Below are 18893 nucleotides of genomic sequence, written 5' to 3' on the forward strand. Positions count from 1 at the left end.
AAAAGAACTAGTAGTAGAGTAAATAGGTAATCGAATTGAGATGTAAGCAACACGATCTTTTTTATAATACCTTCATAACAGAGACTGTTAGTCCATTGAAGCAAATATTTTGGGCCCGAATAGATTGCAAGGAGATAGTCACCGCTATTTTCATAGTTTGTTACAATTTTAATCTTAGGAAAAAAAACACTATATTTAGTGCCAAACTACCAATAAATGACGTTTTAAAGCTTAAAAACACAACATATGCACGACCTCACCAGGCTTGCATATATGTAGATATCTTCTATATCTTACACATATAAATTTCTGGAGATAGTTATGAACACTAAGAAAGCCGTCGCGTTAGACAATAAAAATACTGGGAAAGTGGCGCTAAAAGGTTTTTTCAGAATAACAGAAGAATGGGGATTAAAACCTTCTGAGCAGAAAATTCTATTGGGTGGTATACCTGATAGCACATATGCGAAATATAAAAAGCTGCCTGAAGTAAAGCTGCCTCACGATATGCTTGAAAGGATCTCTTATGTTTTGGGAATATATAAAGCTTTGAGGATACTATTCCCTACGCTAGGGCAAGCAGCGCAATGGGTTAAAAAGGAGAACTCAACCATGCCGTTTAATGGTCGAAGCGCTCTGGAGTATATGCTTGCTGGTCGAGTGGTAGACTTAGCAGACGTTAGAAGATATTTAGACTGGGCACGAGGTTGAAGAAGCATACTTACCATAGACCAGATTGGAAGGCACACAGATTGGTGCCATCGCACTTTCCTCCTATACATCTTTTCGAATCGATTTATGATTCGGAGGAAGAGCTAAAAATTGCATATCAACTGGAGGGCTTAACAAACGATCGTTTAGCACAAGAAGCTGGCAGCTTGTGCCTGATCCGACAAGGGGATTTTATAACTGGACCAGGCGCCACTCCGGTAATGGCCGCGTTTACACACATTGGTTATCCCTCCCGATTCACGGACGGTCAGTTTGGCGTCTACTATTCAGCAAGTGATATAGAAACGGCAATTAGAGAAACAATGCACCACAAAGCGATGTTTCTCTCTGCAACAAAAGAGGGCGACACAGAGTTAACCATGCGCGAGTACGTAAATGAGATTGTAAAGCCATTGGTTGACATCCGCGGAGACTTGGCGCTACATAAACCAAATTGCTACAAACGATCTCAAGCCTTTGGCAAAAATCTCTATGATCAATCTGAGTGGGGAGTACTCTACAACAGCGTTAGAAACCAGGGTGGCGAATGCGCCGCTCTTCTAAGACCTCCGGCAAACAGCTGCTGCACACAGGGCGCTCATTATCGCTATGTATGGAATGGACAAAAACAGAGATTTCAAACTCATTTCAAGATATCGGCGGAGCCCGAGGGACTTTAAACTCCTCTCTTGTTTAACAAAAAATAGTACGTTAACCTGACTGCATTGTTATATGGTCAAGCACGAACAATGAGTTGATCAAGTAACGGCTGTTCCTTTTAGCATCCAAAAATGGAACAAGCTGAATAAGCCACTGATTTGGAAGAAGAAATGAAAGGTTCGACCCCCGCCACCTCCACCACATACTGATCTAGCAACCGCTCAGGTCACCTCAAAGCCCCAGTAAAATGGGGCTTTTTGCGTTTACAGGGTTCTCGCGCTCGTTCCATCGATTCAGATATGACATTGAATGGTGCCATGTTCGGTGCCATTTAATGAGCGAAAAATGAAGCGAACTGCATGGCAGTTTCTAGTTAATTTGATGCACAACCCCGTGTCAAACTAAGGTTCGATGACGCTCATTTGGCCATGCTCTCAGATCGCCACATCATCAGGCTGCTTGGATAACTGCTTAGGAATGGTTAAAACAAATGTCGTGCCTTGCTTTGGCTTTGACTTGATGATGATCTGGCCTTCGAGCGGCCCATTTACTAGATTGTGGACAATATGCATTCCAAGCCCGCTCCCCCCTTTTCCTAGTTTGGTGGTATAAAAAGGCTCGAAAATCTTGGACTGCACATCTCGCGTTAAGCCAATGCCATTATCGGAAACACTAATCGACACGTTTTTCTCAGATACCTGAGTTGAAATTACAATGACGCCGGGCATCTCTTTCGTTAACTGCAACCCTTCAAATGCGTGCAAAACCGCATTGTTCACAAGATTGTCGATAATCTGGCTTAGCGTACCGGGATAGCTATACAACTCGCAGTCTTCATCGAGTTCGGTTTCAATATTGATACACGTATTCTTCGTTATATGGTGCATAGTCGATAGGATGTCGGCAACAAATCCGTTTAGGGAGAACTCGCGCTTTCTATCGCTAGTGCGATCGACTGCAACCTGTTTAAAACTCTGAATGAGCGTGACTGCCTTTGCAATATTTCTCTCGATTAAAGATGTGGCGTCAGATATGTCTGATGTCAGATGCTCAAATTCTGATTTCGTAAGTTTGCCCTCCTCACTTAAATGCTTTAGTGATCTCGCATCCTCTCGTAGCGATGAGGTGACCAGACGCGCATTACCAATGGGCGTATTCAGTTCGTGGGCGATACCGGCTACCAATGCACCTAATGCCGCTAGCTTTTCATTCTGCACCAAGGTTTCTTGGGTTCGCTCGATGTTCTCTAGTGCCGATTCCAGTTCGAGATTCGTATCACGAAGCGTCTTTGTTCTTTGCTCCACCTTCTCTTCTAACTCAGTGAATGACGAGTGCAAGGCTGTTCTCATCGCGTCTAATTCATCGGCCAACTCGATAAACTCTCTGTTTTTGACTTCTGGTGACGGAGAGTCGAAGTGCTGCTTAGATACTTCCGTGGCGAATCGCTTCAGGCTTCTAAGGGGCTCAGTGACACGGTATTTCAAAATCAGCAAGATAATGGAAATAATCACAACCAACTGGAATAAGGTGATAAGTATTATTTGAATGGCATAAGCAGAGACAAGTGATTTTGCCGATGAATAATTAAATACAAGATCAACCGAGCCGATCACCTGTTCTTCAAAAAACACATCCGAGACCAAATGAATACGATCCGACTCTTCTCCTAAAACGTCACGAGAAAACGCCGAAAACACTTCGCCGGTCGCGTCTTTTACAATGACCGCCTCAACTGCTGGATTCAAAGCGACGCCGTTGATTAAGTCTTTCGCATTTTCAGGCGTATAGCTCCACAAAGGCGCAATCAATCCTTTCTTAAGCACGACAAATAAGGCTTTCGCATCTTGCTCTGGACCAATAATCACTTCTTTTTGATATTGTCGGTAAACCTCGTAGCTTCCTACAAACAACACAGGAAAAAAGATGGCACTAAACATGGCAATAGTCAGGAACCAACTTAGCGTTCGCTGAAGATTCGCCTTCCCTCGACCCGACATAAAATCATTCCTGATAGGATGGTGTGCGAAAAATTGCTTAGTTATTCGCCTGCAAATTCGCGATGAACGCATCGATACGCTGCTTCACGATTCTCGCGTGCGTACCATCTTCAAACATTTCTTTTAGCGCCTTGTTTATGGGGGGCAGTAAATGCGATTTACCCATAGACTTTGGCATACCTAGATAGTTTGGATCTTGTTTATAGATTGGAGAAAGAATCTCGAATTGATCTTTATTCTCCTGAAGCCACTTGTTCTCAGCGATAATCGACTGCAAAGCGATATTCCCAGGGCTCAAAAGAACCAAATCAACGCGGCCCATGTTGAGCATACGCATTTGACCTGCCCGGTCTTCGGTCTCTACCGGTATAATAATGTTGTTATTAACTGCGGCTTCAAAATCATCGCCATAGCTAGAGCCTCGTTTTATCGCGACTTTCATTCCCTTTAAACTTTCTAAGCCATCAAAGTTGATCTTGTCTTTTTTAAGCGCAACCAAAACGATGTCATCAAAGTACATTGGCTCGCTGTAATCCCAGTACATTTGTCTTTCTTTATTTTTAGAGAAGCCGATAATCGCGCCCTGACCTGCGCGACTGCTTTCAACGGCGCGATTCCAAGTCGAAAGCGTATAAGTAAATTCGATACCTGTTCGTTTAGACACCTCCTCCAGAACATCCATCATAATGCCTTCGGCCTGTCCATCGGCATTCACCCAATTTTTGGGCTTAGCCTTCCAATCACCAACAATCGGTATCGTCTCAGCAAGTAACGTGGATGAAAAAATGAGGAGAAGCGAAGTTAGACAGTAAACAATATGCGATTTCATGAACCCTACCCCCTTAGTGAATCGTCGTGCTTATATGATGGTTGGCGTTATAGTGGCAGCGCACCCTAACTAGCATGTCTAGGTAATCAGGTGTCGCCGGGGTATTCGAGCCACTCCACCCTCACTAACGCCGTTCACAAACGTATCAGAGCGGTGTTTGCTCTCTTCAGCGTATAGAACACAATGCGCTTGAACCAAGTTTGAAGATGCGGGACAGCATGGCACTTTTGATCAAGCGCGGCCTGATGAATCAGGTTTGGCCAACCGATCGCCCCAGCGCTTCTTCTCGATAGATAAATGAATTGAGGATGTCGAATCTGCAACGTTCTAAGCATGCGATAAAACTCGCCTTGCGCGCGCACTAAACAGAGAAGTTCTCTGATGCTCAATCGCGCGCCAGACCCTAAGCGCGCGCCAAGCACTCTTTTTTCCGAGTATAAACGAGCCCCATCAGCCCCAGCCCAAGCAAAAACAAGCCGCTCGGTTCCGGCACTTCAGAGGTCGGAATCTCTCGAACCAGCGCAACGCCAATTCTTTCGTTACCATTCGCAATGCCGGTATATTGGTTAAAATCCAACGTCGCTCTTTCAGGCCGACCAATTAACTCGTCGTCTCGGCCAAAAGTAAACTCCGAGCTAATGGTAAGAGAATTATAGAGGCTAGCGCCTCCGCTCGACGCCGAACCGAACTTCACAATCGACGTTGAGTAATCGTTAAGCGACAGAGTCTCTCCACTAGCCACGTTTATGCTGTTCTCGTATTCTGTCCAGCCAAACGTCTTTCCTAACTCTAAGACAGGATCCTCGCCATCACCAAATTCTCCTACGAAGCTTTGCCTAGAAGCTTGATCCTCAGGCAACACAATTGGGGCAAAAAAATCACTAAATAACTTGGCCATTTCGGCGTTCGAAGCAAGTCTCCAGCCGTCACCCTGATAGGTGCTTATTGCTGAGTTCACTGACAAGCTGCTCGTCTCAGTCCAACGAAGCCACTGTTTTCCGCTCGAATCATCAGTCACTATGCTGCTTGTAGGATCAAGTACATAAGCATTTGATACTGCTGGAACAGCAACCATTAACATTACAATAAAGGTTTTAAATAACTTCACGCTCAACCCCTGCCAACATAAACATGTAGAAAGTTGTCGCAAACTTTTTAGTTCGCGCTCTTCACCAATGTCGTTTTTTATAGTCGAGATAAGCGATAGATCAACTTTTAAGCCTGCTTAAAATGTAACCAGATCGACCACTCTCGGAGAACACCTTTCTCGATAAAAACACCCATGATAGTGGCGTCGTCAACACCCGCTCTGCATCGCTGAAAAAGACTATGTGCTTAACAATCCATTTCGTTTACCACCCACGCAAAACGAGAGCGTTCATATTCAATACGGGCGAATACGCAAACCGATTTCACCAATGCTGAAAAAGAAAGGCATCATCACGCACATTTCGTTTTTTGCTCTCGGTTTTAAATATAGCGACTTAAACGATCCAATCGATGAGAGACCACGCATGCGCTCCCATCACCATTGTTTTTAGTATCTTTTATCATTCAAACTTTATGTTGCGGCTTTTTTCTTGCTAAATTGAAAGACCTCTAACCCCTTTGATGCACCAATGAGAACGAGCAAGCTTGGCACGGCGTTTAATCAACTTGATCACGTGATATCAGAGCACGCAGCGCTGTGGCAAGAAAAGCCGTTTGTCAGTAAGCAGCTAGCTTGGTTCAAATATCAACCCGCCCTCAAACACGATCTATTAAGCTTGGACGACCAAACGGCGCATGCGCTGCATCGCGACCCTGTTGCTCGTATAGACTGGTTCAGGCAACGAATGCCAGAGTTATGCGACGCTCTGTACAACTATTCTCCAGAGCCAATTCAAGCCCACACAGACTTATCGATAGGCCCTTTTGACCAAGTTGGAATTCCTGGCCGAAAATGGCTGCAGGTGCTGGCTTTTGCAAAAAGCCTAAACAAAATAAACACGCCCATTATTGATTGGTGCTCGGGAAAAGGACATTTAAGCCGAGTTGTTCAACGCAGTATGAAGCAACCCGTTCATTGCCTTGAGTGGGACCAGAAGCTCGTTGATCTGGGAAGCAAACTGGCAAAGCGAGACCGACTCGAGATCTATTACCACCACCAAAATGTGTTGGCACCTTTGCCAGATTTTTGTGCGCACCCTGAGCACACGTTTATGGCGCTTCATGCCTGCGGCGACTTGCACATTGAGATGCTCAAGCAAGTAGCATATTACCGCTCCAAGGCGTTGATTCTCTCTCCCTGCTGCTACCAGAAAACCAAAGACCAACAATATAGGCCGCTCTCTATGGTCGGCAAAAAATCACAAATACAGCTTGATCGATCCGCGCTCCAGCTCGCGGTGCAGGAGACCGTCACAGCCAGTCAGGGCGAGCAACGGAAAAGAGAAAAAACACAGCGGTGGCGCTTGGGTTTCGACGCATTACAGCGCGATGTGCGCAAGACCGATCAATACCTCAGCATTCCTTCGATAAAAAATCATCTACTGTCAGGAAGCTTTGCCTCTTTCTGCCAATGGGCAGCAAAAGAACGACAGTTAACTCTTCCTGACGATATCGATTACGATCTGTATCTAAGGCGCGGGGAGGATCGCTATGGGGAGGTATTTCGTTTGGAGCTTCTAAGGCGACTCTTTAACCGGCCTTTAGAGTTGTGGTTGGCGCTAGATCGCGCACTTTACTTGGAAGAGCAGAACTACATGGTGACCCTGAGTACGTTTTGTGACCGCACACTAAGCCCCCGCAACCTGCTCATCCAAGCTACTCGGATTTGATGTTTATGCAAGGCAGCCGCCCGTTTGCTAACGACCAAGGCGAAAGACTCACTCTAAACTATCGCCTTGCGGATGAATCTTCTGCCAAAGAGCAAGGCCCTTCTGGAGGGCCTTTTCAGCCTGCCCACTCTCAACGATTTCTCGTAGCGCCTTGGTGAGTTTCCCTCTTAGAGCGCCCGTGTTACATGAAGAGCTGTGCGACAGCGTAAGATACAAGCCCTCTGCGCTAATTCCATCTCCGAGCACCGCAACCTTATCGCTTACTCCCCAAGTCCTACTGTAAGCTTGTGCAGGGCTATTCTCATACAACAAGTAATCGACTCGCCCAAGCACTAACATATCAAAAGCCTGACGCAGACTAGCGACACCATTCAAATCCAAACTGGCTTTCGCAAATTCATCAAATTCTTCGCCAAAGCTATTATGAATGACGGTTGCGCCAGTATGGCCAATCAAATCCTCACGCTTCTTATAATCAAAGGGTTTCTCCTTATTTACCCAGACAACACTCTTCGTGGTAAGAAACGATGGGTATACATAGTCCATATATTGTGCCCTCGGCACTGTAAAGAACGCACCTGCCAAGAGATCAAAGCGCCCATCTCGCACCTCTTTTTGCGCTCTCGACCACGGACCGGTGTACGACACATCAATCTCGGCACCAATTTTTTCGGCAATTAACTGCATGATCTCGGCATTCGCTCCAACCAGTTTCATGTTGTCTTCACTTTCTCTGAAAAGGTATGGCGGATATTCGGGGTTTCCCGTAGCACGAAGGGTTTTACACTCTCTGGTCTCTGCAAGACTAAGTGACGGAAGAGGTATCGTGACGATTAATAGGACAAGACAAAAATAACGCCGAAACCAAAGCGCGAAAAAAGACCCCATAGAAAGGCTCATAAATACTTCTCCTGAATCCGCTTCAGCTCGCCAGATTTGGTAATTGAGCTTACTTGTGCTTCTAATAAACGCACTGATTGCGCCGTTGTGTGCTTGCTGTATATGAGCCATTGAGAGACCGTTCTAAATTTAACAGGAAGCACTCTTAAAGAGGTGTAAGTTGTTTTTGTAAGATAGTTTAGACCAAGGTCGTGGTAAAAAAACAAGTCAATTTTTTCGTTATTATTCAGCGCAAGCAGCGCTTCATCGGGAGAGTGGTATTTATCACTAATGCGCAAACCGTCATGGCTTCGTAACCACCGACCCGATGAGGACCCGAATAAGGCGGCAACAATCAGTTTTTTATTGGAGATGTCCGCGATTGAATCGATCGTATATTTGCTGTTATCACGAGCACTCACCACGTTCGAAACAGAATAAACAGGCCGCGATGAGTAGATATAGCGCAATTCCCGTTCAGCATTTCGACCTGCCCCGCAAAATACATTTGCCCTTCCGTCTTCCAGCATCGTAAGTATGCGTTTGATGGGGTATACCATTGGTAGAACCTCTACCTCGACCCCTTTTTCAGCCAAGCCCGATGCTAGCAAGGTATAAATCTCACCACAAAGCCCTTCTGCGTTTGCTTCAAAATATTTTGGTTTCGAGTTTTGTTTTACGAAGGTAAGCGTCTTTTCGTTGCTGTCATTCCCCTGCGCAAACGCTGGCAAGCAGAGCGACAGCCAGAAGCACACTGACAATGTTTTCCACCAGAATACATGCATCACTCCGCCCCAAGCTCACTCGGCATTTTTCACAATTATATGTAAGTATAGTTTATAAAGGCTCGCCGACACGGATTGTTCGAACTGCGTACCAGAATTCTCCAAGTACAGCGTTTCGAAAAACGTTATGTTATTGTGATCTTGGCCGATATGCTTACTGCCGAATGAAATAAACTCTGAACAATTGCGACCCATATGGCTCAAGCTCAGAAACACCCCCAAAAACTGTTGTTGTTCCATTTGAACGACCAAAGGCTATTCGGCCTGGGTACGCTAAAGATTCGTGAAATCATCCCCTTTCAGCCACTCAGTAAGTTACCTAACAGCCATCCAAGCGTTGTTGGAACAATGAGCTTTCGTGGCTCTGTTGTGCCCGTCATTGATACTGGAGCCGCTGTGGGTTACGCACCAACAAGCAAAGACCAGCTCCAAGCATCCTCGATCATCATCGCGGATCTTCAACGCATGGAAATTGGCTTGGCCGTGCATAGCGTCAGCAAGATCATAGAAGCGGAATGGAAAGAGGTAACTGCACCTCCAAAATCGCTTGGTCAATCCGCATTTGTAACAGGCTTACTGCGCGAGGAAGATGGAACCATCATCCAGCTGATGGATGTAGAGCTATTGCTATCGAGGGTTTTCCCAGAGTCGATCGACTCGACTCAAGTGCGCCTTACGGATGTCGATCGTGAGGCAATCAAACGCCTAAATATTCTATTGGTCGATGATTCAAAAGTGGCTAGGCGCCAGTTAGCTGATGCACTCGATGCGGCTAGCGCAACCTACTCGATGACCAGCAACGGTCAAGAAGCCCTCGACATACTGCTCGCATTTGATCGCGAAGGTAAACCGATTGATGTTTTGGTGAGCGACATCGAGATGCCAGGATTAGACGGTTACGAGCTTACCTTCAGTATTCGTGATGATTCAAAACTAACACAACCCTACATTATTCTTCATACCTCACTAAATAGTGAAATGAGTGTCTCTTACGCAAAACAAGTGGGCGCGGATGAAGCGCTAACCAAGTTCGACGCCCGAGAATTAATGCAGGCGATACTTGGCGCTACCAAAGATCGCTAGATTACTAATCATCGCGATAGTCGCTCCGGGTTAAAAGACTTAGCCCCTTCGACAAGCCCTGCTCTAAGACCGAATACGCTAAATGGGCTCTCCAAACTGTAGCTCGGCAAGTCGCTTGTAAAGCGGAGAGACTTTCGTCAGTTCTTCGTGCGTCCCCTGGGCGACAATCCGTCCATGATCAAACACAATAATACGGTCAACATGCTTAATTGTGGATAAACGGTGCGCGATAATCAGCGTTGTACGGTTTTTTGTCAGTGTTTCCAGCGCTTGTTGCACGTGATATTCACTCTCTGAATCGAGTGCACTCGTCGCTTCGTCCAACAGGAGTATTTTAGGGTCTTTCAAAATGGCACGGGCAATCGCAAGCCGTTGCTTTTGGCCACCAGACAACCGCACTCCCTGCTCACCCAAATCACTTTGGTAACCGTGCGGAAGAGCCTCAATAAAGTCATGCGCATGCGCCGCTTTTGCAGCTAACACTACCTGCTCCTGCGTAGCATGATTGGAACCATAGGCAATGTTATACGCAACATCTGCAGAAAACATGACGGGGTTCTGAGGAACAATAGCCAGATGTTGACGCAAGATCATCGTCGAAAGCTGACGAGTGTCATTTCCAAATACCTCAATACACCCTTGTGCAGGATCATAAAACCGCTGAAGCAATTCAAACACCGTTGATTTCCCTGCCCCGGATGGACCAACCAAGGCAATACGCTCACCTTCCCTAATCGTCAGCGATATAGTATCCAATGCTTTAACCTGCGGGCGTGAGGGATAACAAAACGAGACATCATGTAAAGCAATCGCTTCGCTGCTCACTCGATCCGCCTTGGGTTCTCCGTTTTCAGCGCGATACGGAATCTCTGCTTCAACAGCGAGCAACTCAAGCAAACGCTCAGTCGCACCCACTGCGCGCTGCAACTCACCATAGACCTCAGAAATGGTCGCCACAGAACCCGCCATCATTACGGCATAAAAGATAAACGCCGCTAGCTCACCACCACTTATCTCACCAGCCAGCATATCGCTGCCACCCACCCAGATAAGCGAAGTGATCGCAACAAATACAAGAAGAATAACCGCCGCAATCAACAAAGCACGTTGCTTGATACGCCGCTTGGCAACATCAAATGCCGTCTCTACCTCTCGGTCAAAAGCGGTACGTTCGTGATCCTCCTGGGTAAAGGCTTGTACCGTTTTGATGTTACGAATAATCTCTCCGGCATAAGAGCCGACATCGGCAATGGAGTCTTGGCTCGCTTTGGACAGTCGCCGAACACGACGACCATATAAGACAATGGGCAACAGAACGAGCGGTACCCCCATAAGCACCATCGCACTCAACTTGAGGTTGGTATAGAGCAATAAAATCAGAGATCCCACAAAGGTGAGTGCGCTGCGCAAAGCCATAGAAAATGACGAGCCAATGATATTTTGTAGCAAACTCGTATCTGTAGTGAGTCGGGACATAATCTCGCCACTTTTGTTGAGTTCAAAATAGCTGGGGTGCATGCCAACCAAATGAGAGAACACGGCAGAGCGTAAGTCAGCAGTCACGCGCTCTCCGAGCCATGACACAAGATAGAAGCGGGCATACGTACCAAGCGCCATAAAGAGGGACAAAAGCAAAACAACCTGAGCGGTTCGTGTGAGTGCTTGAGGAGAACTCGCGACTAAACCATCATCCACTAACACGCGAACGCCTTGCCCAATTGAGAGAGTGACACCGGCTGTAAATACCAAAGCAATACCGGCAAAAATCAGGGTCAGTTTGTAAGGGCGCATAAAAGCCCAAAGTTTTAATAGCACACTGAAAGAACGCGCTGGTTTTTGCTCTGTGTTGAGCGGGGTAGGAACAGACATTCAGGTTCTCATGTAAGATAGATTAGCGACGCGCATAACCTAATGAAGCATCATGACCCAGAGTAAACGAGTCCGGCACTGGATGAAACCTATTCCAAAAAAGGCGAGGAACCAAGTACACCTAAGATAGGTCTTAAAACGATGATGCTGCGTAGTCTAAAGTAATTGGGCGCGGCCTATCTTACACAGGCGAAAAATCAGACAATCGCAAGAGAGCGCAAGGCAAGCTTAGATATGAGGCATACAACAATAATATGGATTCTTTAACGCAGGTGGCACTGGGTGCCGCAGTTGGCCACACGATGTTGGGACGCAAGATCGGCAAGCTCGCGCCTATTTGGGGCGCAGCAATCGGCACTTTGCCCGATCTTGACGTATTTATCTCATTTGGTGGCGTTGTCGAAGACTTTACCTACCACCGAAGCTTTAGTCATAGCCTTATAGTCCAACTATTTCTCGTTCCCTTATTAACGTGGCTCGCACTCAAACTGCACCCATCGACTCGACCTTATAAAACACGCTGGGCGCTAACAATTCTTGCTATTCTCTGGACGCACTCGTTACTCGATACGTTTACGGTATATGGAACGCAGCTGCTCTGGCCCCTCAGCGAATACCCTTTTGGGCTTTCTAGCGTTTTTATTATTGATCCGGCTTACACCCTCCCTCTATTAACCGGATTAGGCATTGCGGCATATTTGGGTTGGCAAAGCCCAAGGGCGAGATCTGTCTCTGTGGCCGCACTCCTAATCAGCTCGACCTATCTTTCTTGGTCACTGGTCGCTAAAGCGACAATGAAAGAGACCATTGCCAAGTCGTTGGTAGAGCAGAATCTCAATGTCTATGCAGTGCTTACGACACCGATGCCATTCAATACCTTAATCTGGCGCATTGTCGCTTTAAGTGATAACGAATACTTCGTGGCACATGTCGCAGTTTGGGAAGACGCTCAATCCGTAGAGTTTCGGCGCTACCCAAAGGGTGAGGATCTGCTCTCGAGCATCGGCGACCAGTGGAATGTGCAACGCCTTCAATGGTTCACCAAAGGTTTTTATCGCGTTGCGATTCGCGACAATAAAATCGTTATGACCGACTTACGCATGGGACTTGAAGGTAGTTATGTTTTTAACTTTGCCGTCGGCGAGAAGCAGAGCCTTGAAAGCAATCAAGTACTCCCGGTATTGGCATCTCGTGTTGAAGAAGCACGAGATCTTTCGAGAGTGCCTCTGCTGTGGAACCGTATGTTCGACCCAAACATATCGCTGCATCCGAGACTACCAATGCAACAGTGACTCGACTTAGAAACGGTTCGCTAAAGCATGTGTGCAAACGAGAACTATCTAAATGCCCCGAAAATTCTCCGAGGGCATGGAGAAATCTCGTGAAAAACGGTCAAAAGCGCGTGACAAGACCTTCTTGTCACAAACTCTCACACAGTCGTTACACTTCGCAACTATGGTTTTCGCAGCAATTATCTATACTCAAACAATAGATAGCTTAATGGAATATAGACTCTTTGCTTTATAGCATTCGCACTAAATCATCATGCAATGGAATATGCATGCAAACACTGACTCTTGCTTGCCTCGCAATTGTTTTGGCTTGCTTGAGCCCGCTCGCCCATTCGGTGGGGGAGCAAAATGTGCCTAGCGTAAGCTATTCCGTGGATGAAGCTCTCCCAATCAAAATCGGAACCCAAATGCTCTATCTAGAAGATTCAGAGCATACGCTTACCTTCGAGCAGGTGTTAGATACGCCTGTCGCGGAATGGCATGTCATCGAGAATGCTTCTCCTAACTTTGGATTTACCCAATCGGCCTACTGGTTTCGTTTCAATCTAGAGAATAAACAGCCCAACAATCAAGACATTCTCATTGAACTCCCGATCGCATTTTTAGACAGCATTAAACTTTACCAGTTTGAGGAGCGGCGAGTTCTCCAAAAACATCATGTTGGCGACGAGCGGCCGTTTTCAGAGCGACCTATTGCACACCAAAAGTTCATCCTTCCCTTTAAATTGAATCCCGGTCAGAACGAGTTTTTATTGCGGGTTGAAACTGCGGGCTCGGTTGAAGCAACACTATTTGTCTGGGAACCAGAGGGTTTTCTGATTGCAGATGGCAACGAACGTTTAATGCAGGGCATTTGGTTTGGTGTGCTTAGTATCATGGTCATCTACAACTTTTCGCTTCTGTTCCTGCTGAAAGACAGGACCTATTTGTATTACACGGCATTTGCCTTGAGCTATTTGATGTTTCAAGCGAGTTTGACCGGCTATGGGTTTGCATATCTCTGGCCGAATCAGCTGCTCTGGAACAGTTACGCGATATCTGTCTTTATTGCCTCAGCCAACTTTTTTGGCTTTGTCTTCCTGATGAGCGCTCTGGATTTGGCAAAGCACAGCCGTAAGATTTACAAGCTCGTTTATTATATCGCTGGACTGAGTGCTGTTCTTCTCGCGTTGACGTTCATCGTCCCTTACAACATTACCGTACGAGTGAATAGCGCGATGGGTATGGTGACTTGCTTTTCGGCGTTAACCATCGGCTACTGGAGCCTCTATCGCGGCAACAGCCTCGCTAAATACTTCTGCCTAGCATGGACATCAGCGTTTAGTGGGGTGGCGATTTTGATTGCGACTAAATTTGGCTTCTTGCCCTCAAACTTCTGGACCAACAACGCCGGACAAATCGGTATTCTGATTCAAGTCTCGTTACTCTCTTTCGCGCTCGCCTCTCGTTTTAATCGAGAAAAAGAAATGCGCATTCGGGCTCAGGAGTCTTCTCTTGAGCACGAACGCTTTGCCCGTCAAACGCAGGATGAGTTGCTCACCGCCAAAGCAGAAGCCAACCTAAAACTTGAACAAAAAGTAGCCGAGCGAACCTTGAATTTGCAAACAGCGATGACAGAGCTGGAAAGCGTCAACAAAAAACTTGAGATCATGTCGACCACAGACGCGCTAACCAAACTCGCTAATCGTCGACATTTTGAAACCGCATTCGATACCGAATTTAGACGTTCAAGCCGACACAAGCGTCAGCTTTCAATTATTCTCTGCGATATCGACCACTTCAAGCGCATTAATGACCAACATGGTCACCAAGCGGGCGATGCGTGCCTACAAAAGGTCGCCAAGATTTTTATGGAGCGAATCACCCGTTCTGGAGATTTAGCTGCGCGTTACGGCGGCGAAGAATTTATCATCTTGTTAAGTGAAACAACGGTAAATCAAGCGAAGCAGATTGCTGAAGATTTACGCGACAGTATCGAGAACCTCAATCTCGAATTTGCCGGCAGGGCGATTCCGGTTACGGCAAGTTTTGGCGTATCGTCATTACGTGCTAGAAATACACAGAGCGGCGACCAACTGGTTTCCCAAGCGGATACTGCGCTTTACGAAGCCAAAGATTCAGGCCGAAACCGGGTGGTATGTTTCCATGATATGGAAGATCCAGAGGCCGATGGAACGATCGCGTTCCTCAAAAGCTAGGCTTTAAACGGCCTTGGTCAACACCCGTTTTTTGCCTAATTCCATTTAATCGGCGCGTCGCTCGAGCCTGGGGTATCACTCAAGTGGGTACGCCCCTTGTCCGGAGCATTTGTTTTTTTATCTTCTTGCTCACCAATATTGCTTTTAGAAACATACGTCGGATCAAGGTGTGTCATTGTGCTGTCAGTGACCAACTTCGCCACATAGTCCAACGTGACACTAACGCCGGCATCCTCTGGTCGATCAAAGTCTGTGGTAATTGTATCTGCCCATAAGACTTTCTGCGTCGCGACCTCGACAACCTGGAAAGAGATATCGATTTGATCCTCCGTACGCTCTTTCTTCATACCGTAAAACGCCGTTACTTCTGTTTCACTGCGTAATTCATGAATGCGCCCTGTCATCATATAATCCGCACCAACGACCCGACCAAATCGGCTCGCCTCTTCTGCCGAAACAGCATCAGAGCTTAATAGTGCCGCTTCGCTTAAAAACTCCTTGCTCAAAGAGCTCGTGTCTGCACGCTGAACAACAACGAAGTATTGTGTTTGCGTTAGCGAACTCACAAGCTTGTCTTTCATTCGGTTCGATAGTTGAAAACTATTGCTTGCCGCCTGACCATTATGAACAGCGAAGGTAGGGTGTGAAAAACGAAACGGCATGACAGCAATAGAAGGACGACCGGCATCATCAATCAGCGATTCGTACTCCGGAATCATTGCTTTCACCGTCACCTGCCAATTATCGCCTTCTATAGCAGGCGGCTTCACCGAGCTTACCTGGTATGATTCAAGATATTTAGTGCCGCTGGTGACGATCCGATCCTGAACACCAAGATTGAGCTTTGTAGAAGTCTCTGTCCCTGACCCTGAAGTCGACTCTGTAACAACCTGATCAAGCTCTGCTTTTATCGACGCTACCTTGCTAAGCTTTGCACCATTGGCTTGCTGTACAGCATTGAACAATGCAGCACTGAGTGCTTGATCATAGTCTTTCGCTACTCCCGTTGCCGTCTGCTCACTCGACGCGGCAGAAGCGCTTGATACAAAAAAAGAAAAACAAAGCACCGCCAGTAAGACTGTTTTCATCCGAACCTCCATTTTTATCCAAAAAAAATGGCCAGAGTTCATCTCCAGCCATTTTTCAGCGATTTCCCAAACTTAATGCAGCCCTAGCCTAGAGTGCCAAGAATGACTTACTGCCCGTTTTACGGATCTCTTTTTCACCAGCCCATTCCATGATGCCAGTTTCAAGGTTGACCATTTTCATCGTGAACTTGTAGTAAACGTCTTTGGTATCATCATCACGTTTCACAATGCTCGCCAAGTTGCCATACAGCATAAACTCGGCACCCGTTTGCTTACCAAAGGAAACCGCTTTACTTGGGTCAACCATACCGCTGTCCATTTGAAAGTCCAATTGTTCCTGTATTTGCTTAACCGCAGTCATATCTACGAAACGGAATTTACCCGATTGCAGGAGTTTGGTTTGAATCGAGTCCGTAATCGACTCCGTATCAATATGCTCCGTCGTCTTGTTTTTAATGCGATCTACAAAAACTACGGGGCGGCGATCCGCAGTCATCTGCACGATAGGTGGAAATGACAGTACGTCATCTACCATTTTGGCCGCAATAGACTGCAAGTCTGTGGAGCCGAAATCCGTGTTGGTCGTTTCAACGGCTGTCGCATCGCCATATGACACTTTATTCGCACAAGCGCTAACGAACATGCATAGTGCAATTACGCCTAAAACTTTTACTTTATTCATCATGCTTTCCTTCTTTCTGAGTTCCTAATGCGTATTAATCTTGAACCAGTATTTGAAAACTGGTCGCTGTCGGGTTGGGTGCGACAGCTTGAACGGACTTGCTCTCGTACCCGGTAATCGTTAAAGGCTGCCAAGGTCTGCCATCAATCGCGACTTCAAAGTCATCTTTGTCGAGCCACTTAAACTTGTATTGAAAATTAATGTCGCCACTAGACTGGTTCTTGATCGTTGCTTGCACGCGCAGCAAGTTGCCTGCCTGCCCCATCTTCGTGTCTTCAATTACGAGGTTCGCAGACAGAAAACCGCTATTCGACACAATACGCTGCTTTACAGATCCATCTGGTTCAGAAGACACCGTCGCAGTCTCATAGACGGCACAGCCCCCCAATGTGGCTACGCCGACGACCACCACCCCCATCAAAGCACCTGCCAAAATAGGATGTTTTTTCATCAGTTTCTCCTTTTTCAATTCTGCTCGCCTAAAGCGGGAACACTTGTGTAATCAAACGACTATCTACGTGTAGCACCCTCACGAAGACGGTTCTGCCAGCCTTTACCTCTAATGCTAGCTTCTCCATGGTATTCGGCGCTCTCAATGTGAGCTCCCGGCTACCCTCTTTCAAATTTATTCTCAATGCTTGACCCGTATTGGGAATCGTCAACCAACTTCGTCTATCGGCGCTCTCAGATACAATGTTATAAACATTGGCAATAAACTGCGCGGCAGATCCCATTTGCTGGCCAGACTGCGCTTGCAGCTCGTTTTTCGCGATTCCCCTCAGTACCTGACGGGTGATTAACGCAGGCATCCGTTCTTTTAGGTCTTTTACGGCAAGCGCACCAAATTGGACGAGTTGATCAGTTTCTCCGAAGTCATTGAACAGATCATCCGAGACGCTCAGAGTCGCGCTTTTTGGCCACTTCGATGGGTCATAATAAGGGAAGGCTACGGTAATCAAACCGCCATCGGAAAAGTTTGGAAAACTAAATCGTGTCTCTATTTTCTCTGGGATAAAACCATCTTCATACAACAGAACCACTGTGCCTTCGTCTTTGTTAGGCGCGTTACCGTCAATGCCTTCAACCTTGGTACCCTGTTTTCTGGAAACACGCGCCACGTCGCTGATTAAGAGCTCAGAGCCCGGATTAATCTCAAGCGCTTTTTTATAATCGACGAGAGCATCGTTAAGTTCGCCTGTCGCCTCCCAAAACGCTGCCGAGTGATAATAAGTATAAGGATTTTGAAATGAGCTTTTCACCTGACCGGCGACCTCATCCAGCCCTGGGAACTGGCGGGTCACTTCGTCGATGTCTATTGCGTTTTCCCTTGCCTTCTCTTGCGCTTCAGCGATCTCGCTCTCATGTCGCTGCTCAAGCACTCGCTGCTCAAGCGCCACTTTACGAAACTCTACCGCCGCGCCCTCTAGATCTCCCTTCGCCCAATAATTAAGCGCTTGTTGGTGATGCACAAATATACGTTCGTAACCTGCGCCTTTATAAGGAATAGCATTGTCATTGGTGAGTAAGGAAGCGCTCTGAGCGCCCGCATTTGATACTTGAATCGTGGCAGCAAGATCCTGTGCCTCAAATGCATCAATAACTTGCTGGTAGTCTGCCTGACTTTGTTCGAACTTACCGGCAACCTGCGCCACCCTGCCACGCTCCATCATATATAGCATGGCATCGGCGCTCGTCCGATCACTGTCTAAACTTTTCAATACGGTCTCGGTATTCGCACTGCCGCTAATTGCCGCTCGATACTCTTGTGCCTGACTGGGGTAGGGATTAAAAACAGAAGTAACCGCACACCCGGAAGAAAGGCTGACAACAAAGAGGATGCATGCTCTTTTGAATAAGCATTGAAGCGGCATTGCGGTAATTCCTTATCCTTGGGATTTGCGCGAAAGACAAACAGGCCTAGGTACGGATTTCCCTGTCTCTTTTGTCCTTTGGAGGTAAGACTACATCAACCGACCTGTAGAAAAAAGCATGCCCGCAATG

General features: G+C 46.8%; 16 protein-coding genes. 6 read left to right on the forward strand and 10 right to left on the reverse strand.

Going from position 1 to position 18893, the window contains the following annotated elements:
* Nucleotides 1–321: 321 nt before the first annotated feature.
* Both A3750_RS23275 and A3750_RS23280 read left to right on the forward strand, forming a co-directional pair.
* A complete protein-coding gene (locus A3750_RS23275) occupies nucleotides 322–711 on the forward strand; it encodes an MbcA/ParS/Xre antitoxin family protein (protein ID WP_068453177.1) in 390 nt (129 codons plus the stop codon).
* Nucleotides 712–755: 44 nt separating this feature from the next.
* Nucleotides 756–1391: an RES family NAD+ phosphorylase gene (locus tag A3750_RS23280; protein WP_231871932.1), complete on the forward strand. Its 636-nt coding sequence runs from the start codon at nucleotides 756–758 to the stop codon at nucleotides 1389–1391.
* A 414-nt stretch (nucleotides 1392–1805) separates the two neighbouring features.
* On the opposite strand, the gene A3750_RS23285 is transcribed toward A3750_RS23280, so the two are convergent.
* The 3 genes from A3750_RS23285 to A3750_RS23300 form a co-directional block, all read right to left on the reverse strand.
* Nucleotides 1806–3368: a sensor histidine kinase gene (locus tag A3750_RS23285; RefSeq protein WP_068453181.1), complete on the reverse strand. Its 1563-nt coding sequence runs from the start codon at nucleotides 3366–3368 to the stop codon at nucleotides 1806–1808.
* 37 nt (nucleotides 3369–3405) lie between these two features.
* Entirely contained in the window at nucleotides 3406–4197 is a 792-nt protein-coding gene (locus A3750_RS23290; RefSeq protein ID WP_068453183.1) for an ABC transporter substrate-binding protein, read from the reverse strand.
* 403 nt (nucleotides 4198–4600) lie between these two features.
* Nucleotides 4601–5305, reverse strand: a complete 705-nt coding sequence (locus A3750_RS23300) for a PEP-CTERM sorting domain-containing protein (protein ID WP_068465524.1) — start codon at nucleotides 5303–5305, stop codon at nucleotides 4601–4603.
* 511 nt (nucleotides 5306–5816) lie between these two features.
* Here A3750_RS23300 and A3750_RS23305 point away from each other — a divergent pair.
* On the forward strand, nucleotides 5817–7016 hold the full coding sequence (locus tag A3750_RS23305; protein WP_068456552.1) for a methyltransferase: 1200 nt from the start codon (nucleotides 5817–5819) through the stop codon (nucleotides 7014–7016).
* Between the two features lie 48 nt (nucleotides 7017–7064).
* Here the strand turns inward: A3750_RS23305 and A3750_RS23310 are convergent, their stop codons facing one another.
* Together A3750_RS23310 and A3750_RS23315 are read right to left on the reverse strand one after the other, a co-directional pair.
* A complete protein-coding gene (locus A3750_RS23310) occupies nucleotides 7065–7916 on the reverse strand; it encodes an ABC transporter substrate-binding protein (protein ID WP_068456549.1) in 852 nt (283 codons plus the stop codon).
* Nucleotides 7913–8680 carry an ABC transporter substrate-binding protein gene (locus A3750_RS23315; protein WP_068465523.1) on the reverse strand — a complete coding sequence of 256 codons (768 nt, stop codon included), beginning with the start codon at nucleotides 8678–8680 and terminating at the stop codon, nucleotides 7913–7915. The genes A3750_RS23310 and A3750_RS23315 overlap by 4 nt, the downstream gene beginning before the upstream one ends.
* 195 nt (nucleotides 8681–8875) lie before the next feature.
* Here A3750_RS23315 and A3750_RS23325 point away from each other — a divergent pair, with 195 nt between their 5' ends.
* A complete protein-coding gene (locus A3750_RS23325) occupies nucleotides 8876–9763 on the forward strand; it encodes a chemotaxis protein (RefSeq protein ID WP_068455958.1) in 888 nt (295 codons plus the stop codon).
* Between the two features lie 78 nt (nucleotides 9764–9841).
* On the opposite strand, the gene A3750_RS23330 is transcribed toward A3750_RS23325, so the two are convergent.
* Nucleotides 9842–11632, reverse strand: coding sequence for an ABC transporter transmembrane domain-containing protein (locus A3750_RS23330; RefSeq protein ID WP_068455961.1), 1791 nt, complete (start codon nucleotides 11630–11632; stop codon nucleotides 9842–9844).
* A gap of 254 nt (nucleotides 11633–11886) precedes the next feature.
* Between A3750_RS23330 and A3750_RS23335 the strand changes: the two genes are divergently transcribed.
* Nucleotides 11887–12924, forward strand: a complete 1038-nt coding sequence (locus tag A3750_RS23335) for a metal-dependent hydrolase (RefSeq protein WP_068455963.1) — start codon at nucleotides 11887–11889, stop codon at nucleotides 12922–12924.
* Between the two features lie 350 nt (nucleotides 12925–13274).
* Nucleotides 13275–15122, forward strand: coding sequence for a diguanylate cyclase (locus tag A3750_RS23345; protein ID WP_197466289.1), 1848 nt, complete (start codon nucleotides 13275–13277; stop codon nucleotides 15120–15122).
* Between the two features lie 35 nt (nucleotides 15123–15157).
* Here A3750_RS23345 and A3750_RS23350 read toward each other — a convergent pair whose 3' ends face one another.
* The 4 genes from A3750_RS23350 to A3750_RS23365 all read right to left on the reverse strand — a co-directional run bounded on the left by A3750_RS23350 (nucleotide 15158) and on the right by A3750_RS23365 (nucleotide 18763).
* On the reverse strand, nucleotides 15158–16210 hold the full coding sequence (locus A3750_RS23350; protein ID WP_068455973.1) for a CsgG/HfaB family protein: 1053 nt from the start codon (nucleotides 16208–16210) through the stop codon (nucleotides 15158–15160).
* A gap of 88 nt (nucleotides 16211–16298) precedes the next feature.
* Nucleotides 16299–16895: a penicillin-binding protein activator LpoB gene (gene lpoB / locus A3750_RS23355; protein ID WP_231871933.1), complete on the reverse strand. Its 597-nt coding sequence runs from the start codon at nucleotides 16893–16895 to the stop codon at nucleotides 16299–16301.
* A gap of 31 nt (nucleotides 16896–16926) precedes the next feature.
* Nucleotides 16927–17343, reverse strand: coding sequence for a YcfL family protein (locus A3750_RS23360; protein WP_068455976.1), 417 nt, complete (start codon nucleotides 17341–17343; stop codon nucleotides 16927–16929).
* A gap of 28 nt (nucleotides 17344–17371) precedes the next feature.
* Nucleotides 17372–18763 (reverse strand): COG3014 family protein, encoded by a 1392-nt coding sequence (locus A3750_RS23365; protein ID WP_068455979.1) that lies wholly within the window; start codon nucleotides 18761–18763, stop codon nucleotides 17372–17374.
* Nucleotides 18764–18893 lie beyond the last annotated feature (130 nt).

This window comes from Oleiphilus sp. HI0079, from assembly GCF_001635105.1.

What these genes read in the sequence shown, in the direction of transcription:
- A3750_RS23275 (WP_068453177.1), top strand. Translation starts at nt 322, where the DNA reads ATGAACACTAAGAAAGCCGTCGCGTTAGACAATAAAAATACTGGGAAA.
- A3750_RS23285 (WP_068453181.1), bottom strand. Translation starts at nt 3,368, where the DNA reads ATGTCGGGTCGAGGGAAGGCGAATCTTCAGCGAACGCTAAGTTGGTTC.
- A3750_RS23290 (WP_068453183.1), bottom strand. Translation starts at nt 4,197, where the DNA reads ATGAAATCGCATATTGTTTACTGTCTAACTTCGCTTCTCCTCATTTTT.
- A3750_RS23305 (WP_068456552.1), top strand. Translation starts at nt 5,817, where the DNA reads ATGAGAACGAGCAAGCTTGGCACGGCGTTTAATCAACTTGATCACGTG.
- A3750_RS23310 (WP_068456549.1), bottom strand. Translation starts at nt 7,916, where the DNA reads ATGAGCCTTTCTATGGGGTCTTTTTTCGCGCTTTGGTTTCGGCGTTAT.
- A3750_RS23315 (WP_068465523.1), bottom strand. Translation starts at nt 8,680, where the DNA reads ATGCATGTATTCTGGTGGAAAACATTGTCAGTGTGCTTCTGGCTGTCG.
- A3750_RS23325 (WP_068455958.1), top strand. Translation starts at nt 8,876, where the DNA reads ATGGCTCAAGCTCAGAAACACCCCCAAAAACTGTTGTTGTTCCATTTG.
- A3750_RS23330 (WP_068455961.1), bottom strand. Translation starts at nt 11,632, where the DNA reads ATGTCTGTTCCTACCCCGCTCAACACAGAGCAAAAACCAGCGCGTTCT.
- A3750_RS23335 (WP_068455963.1), top strand. Translation starts at nt 11,887, where the DNA reads ATGGATTCTTTAACGCAGGTGGCACTGGGTGCCGCAGTTGGCCACACG.
- A3750_RS23350 (WP_068455973.1), bottom strand. Translation starts at nt 16,210, where the DNA reads ATGAAAACAGTCTTACTGGCGGTGCTTTGTTTTTCTTTTTTTGTATCA.
- lpoB (WP_231871933.1), bottom strand. Translation starts at nt 16,895, where the DNA reads ATGATGAATAAAGTAAAAGTTTTAGGCGTAATTGCACTATGCATGTTC.
- A3750_RS23360 (WP_068455976.1), bottom strand. Translation starts at nt 17,343, where the DNA reads ATGAAAAAACATCCTATTTTGGCAGGTGCTTTGATGGGGGTGGTGGTC.
- A3750_RS23365 (WP_068455979.1), bottom strand. Translation starts at nt 18,763, where the DNA reads ATGCCGCTTCAATGCTTATTCAAAAGAGCATGCATCCTCTTTGTTGTC.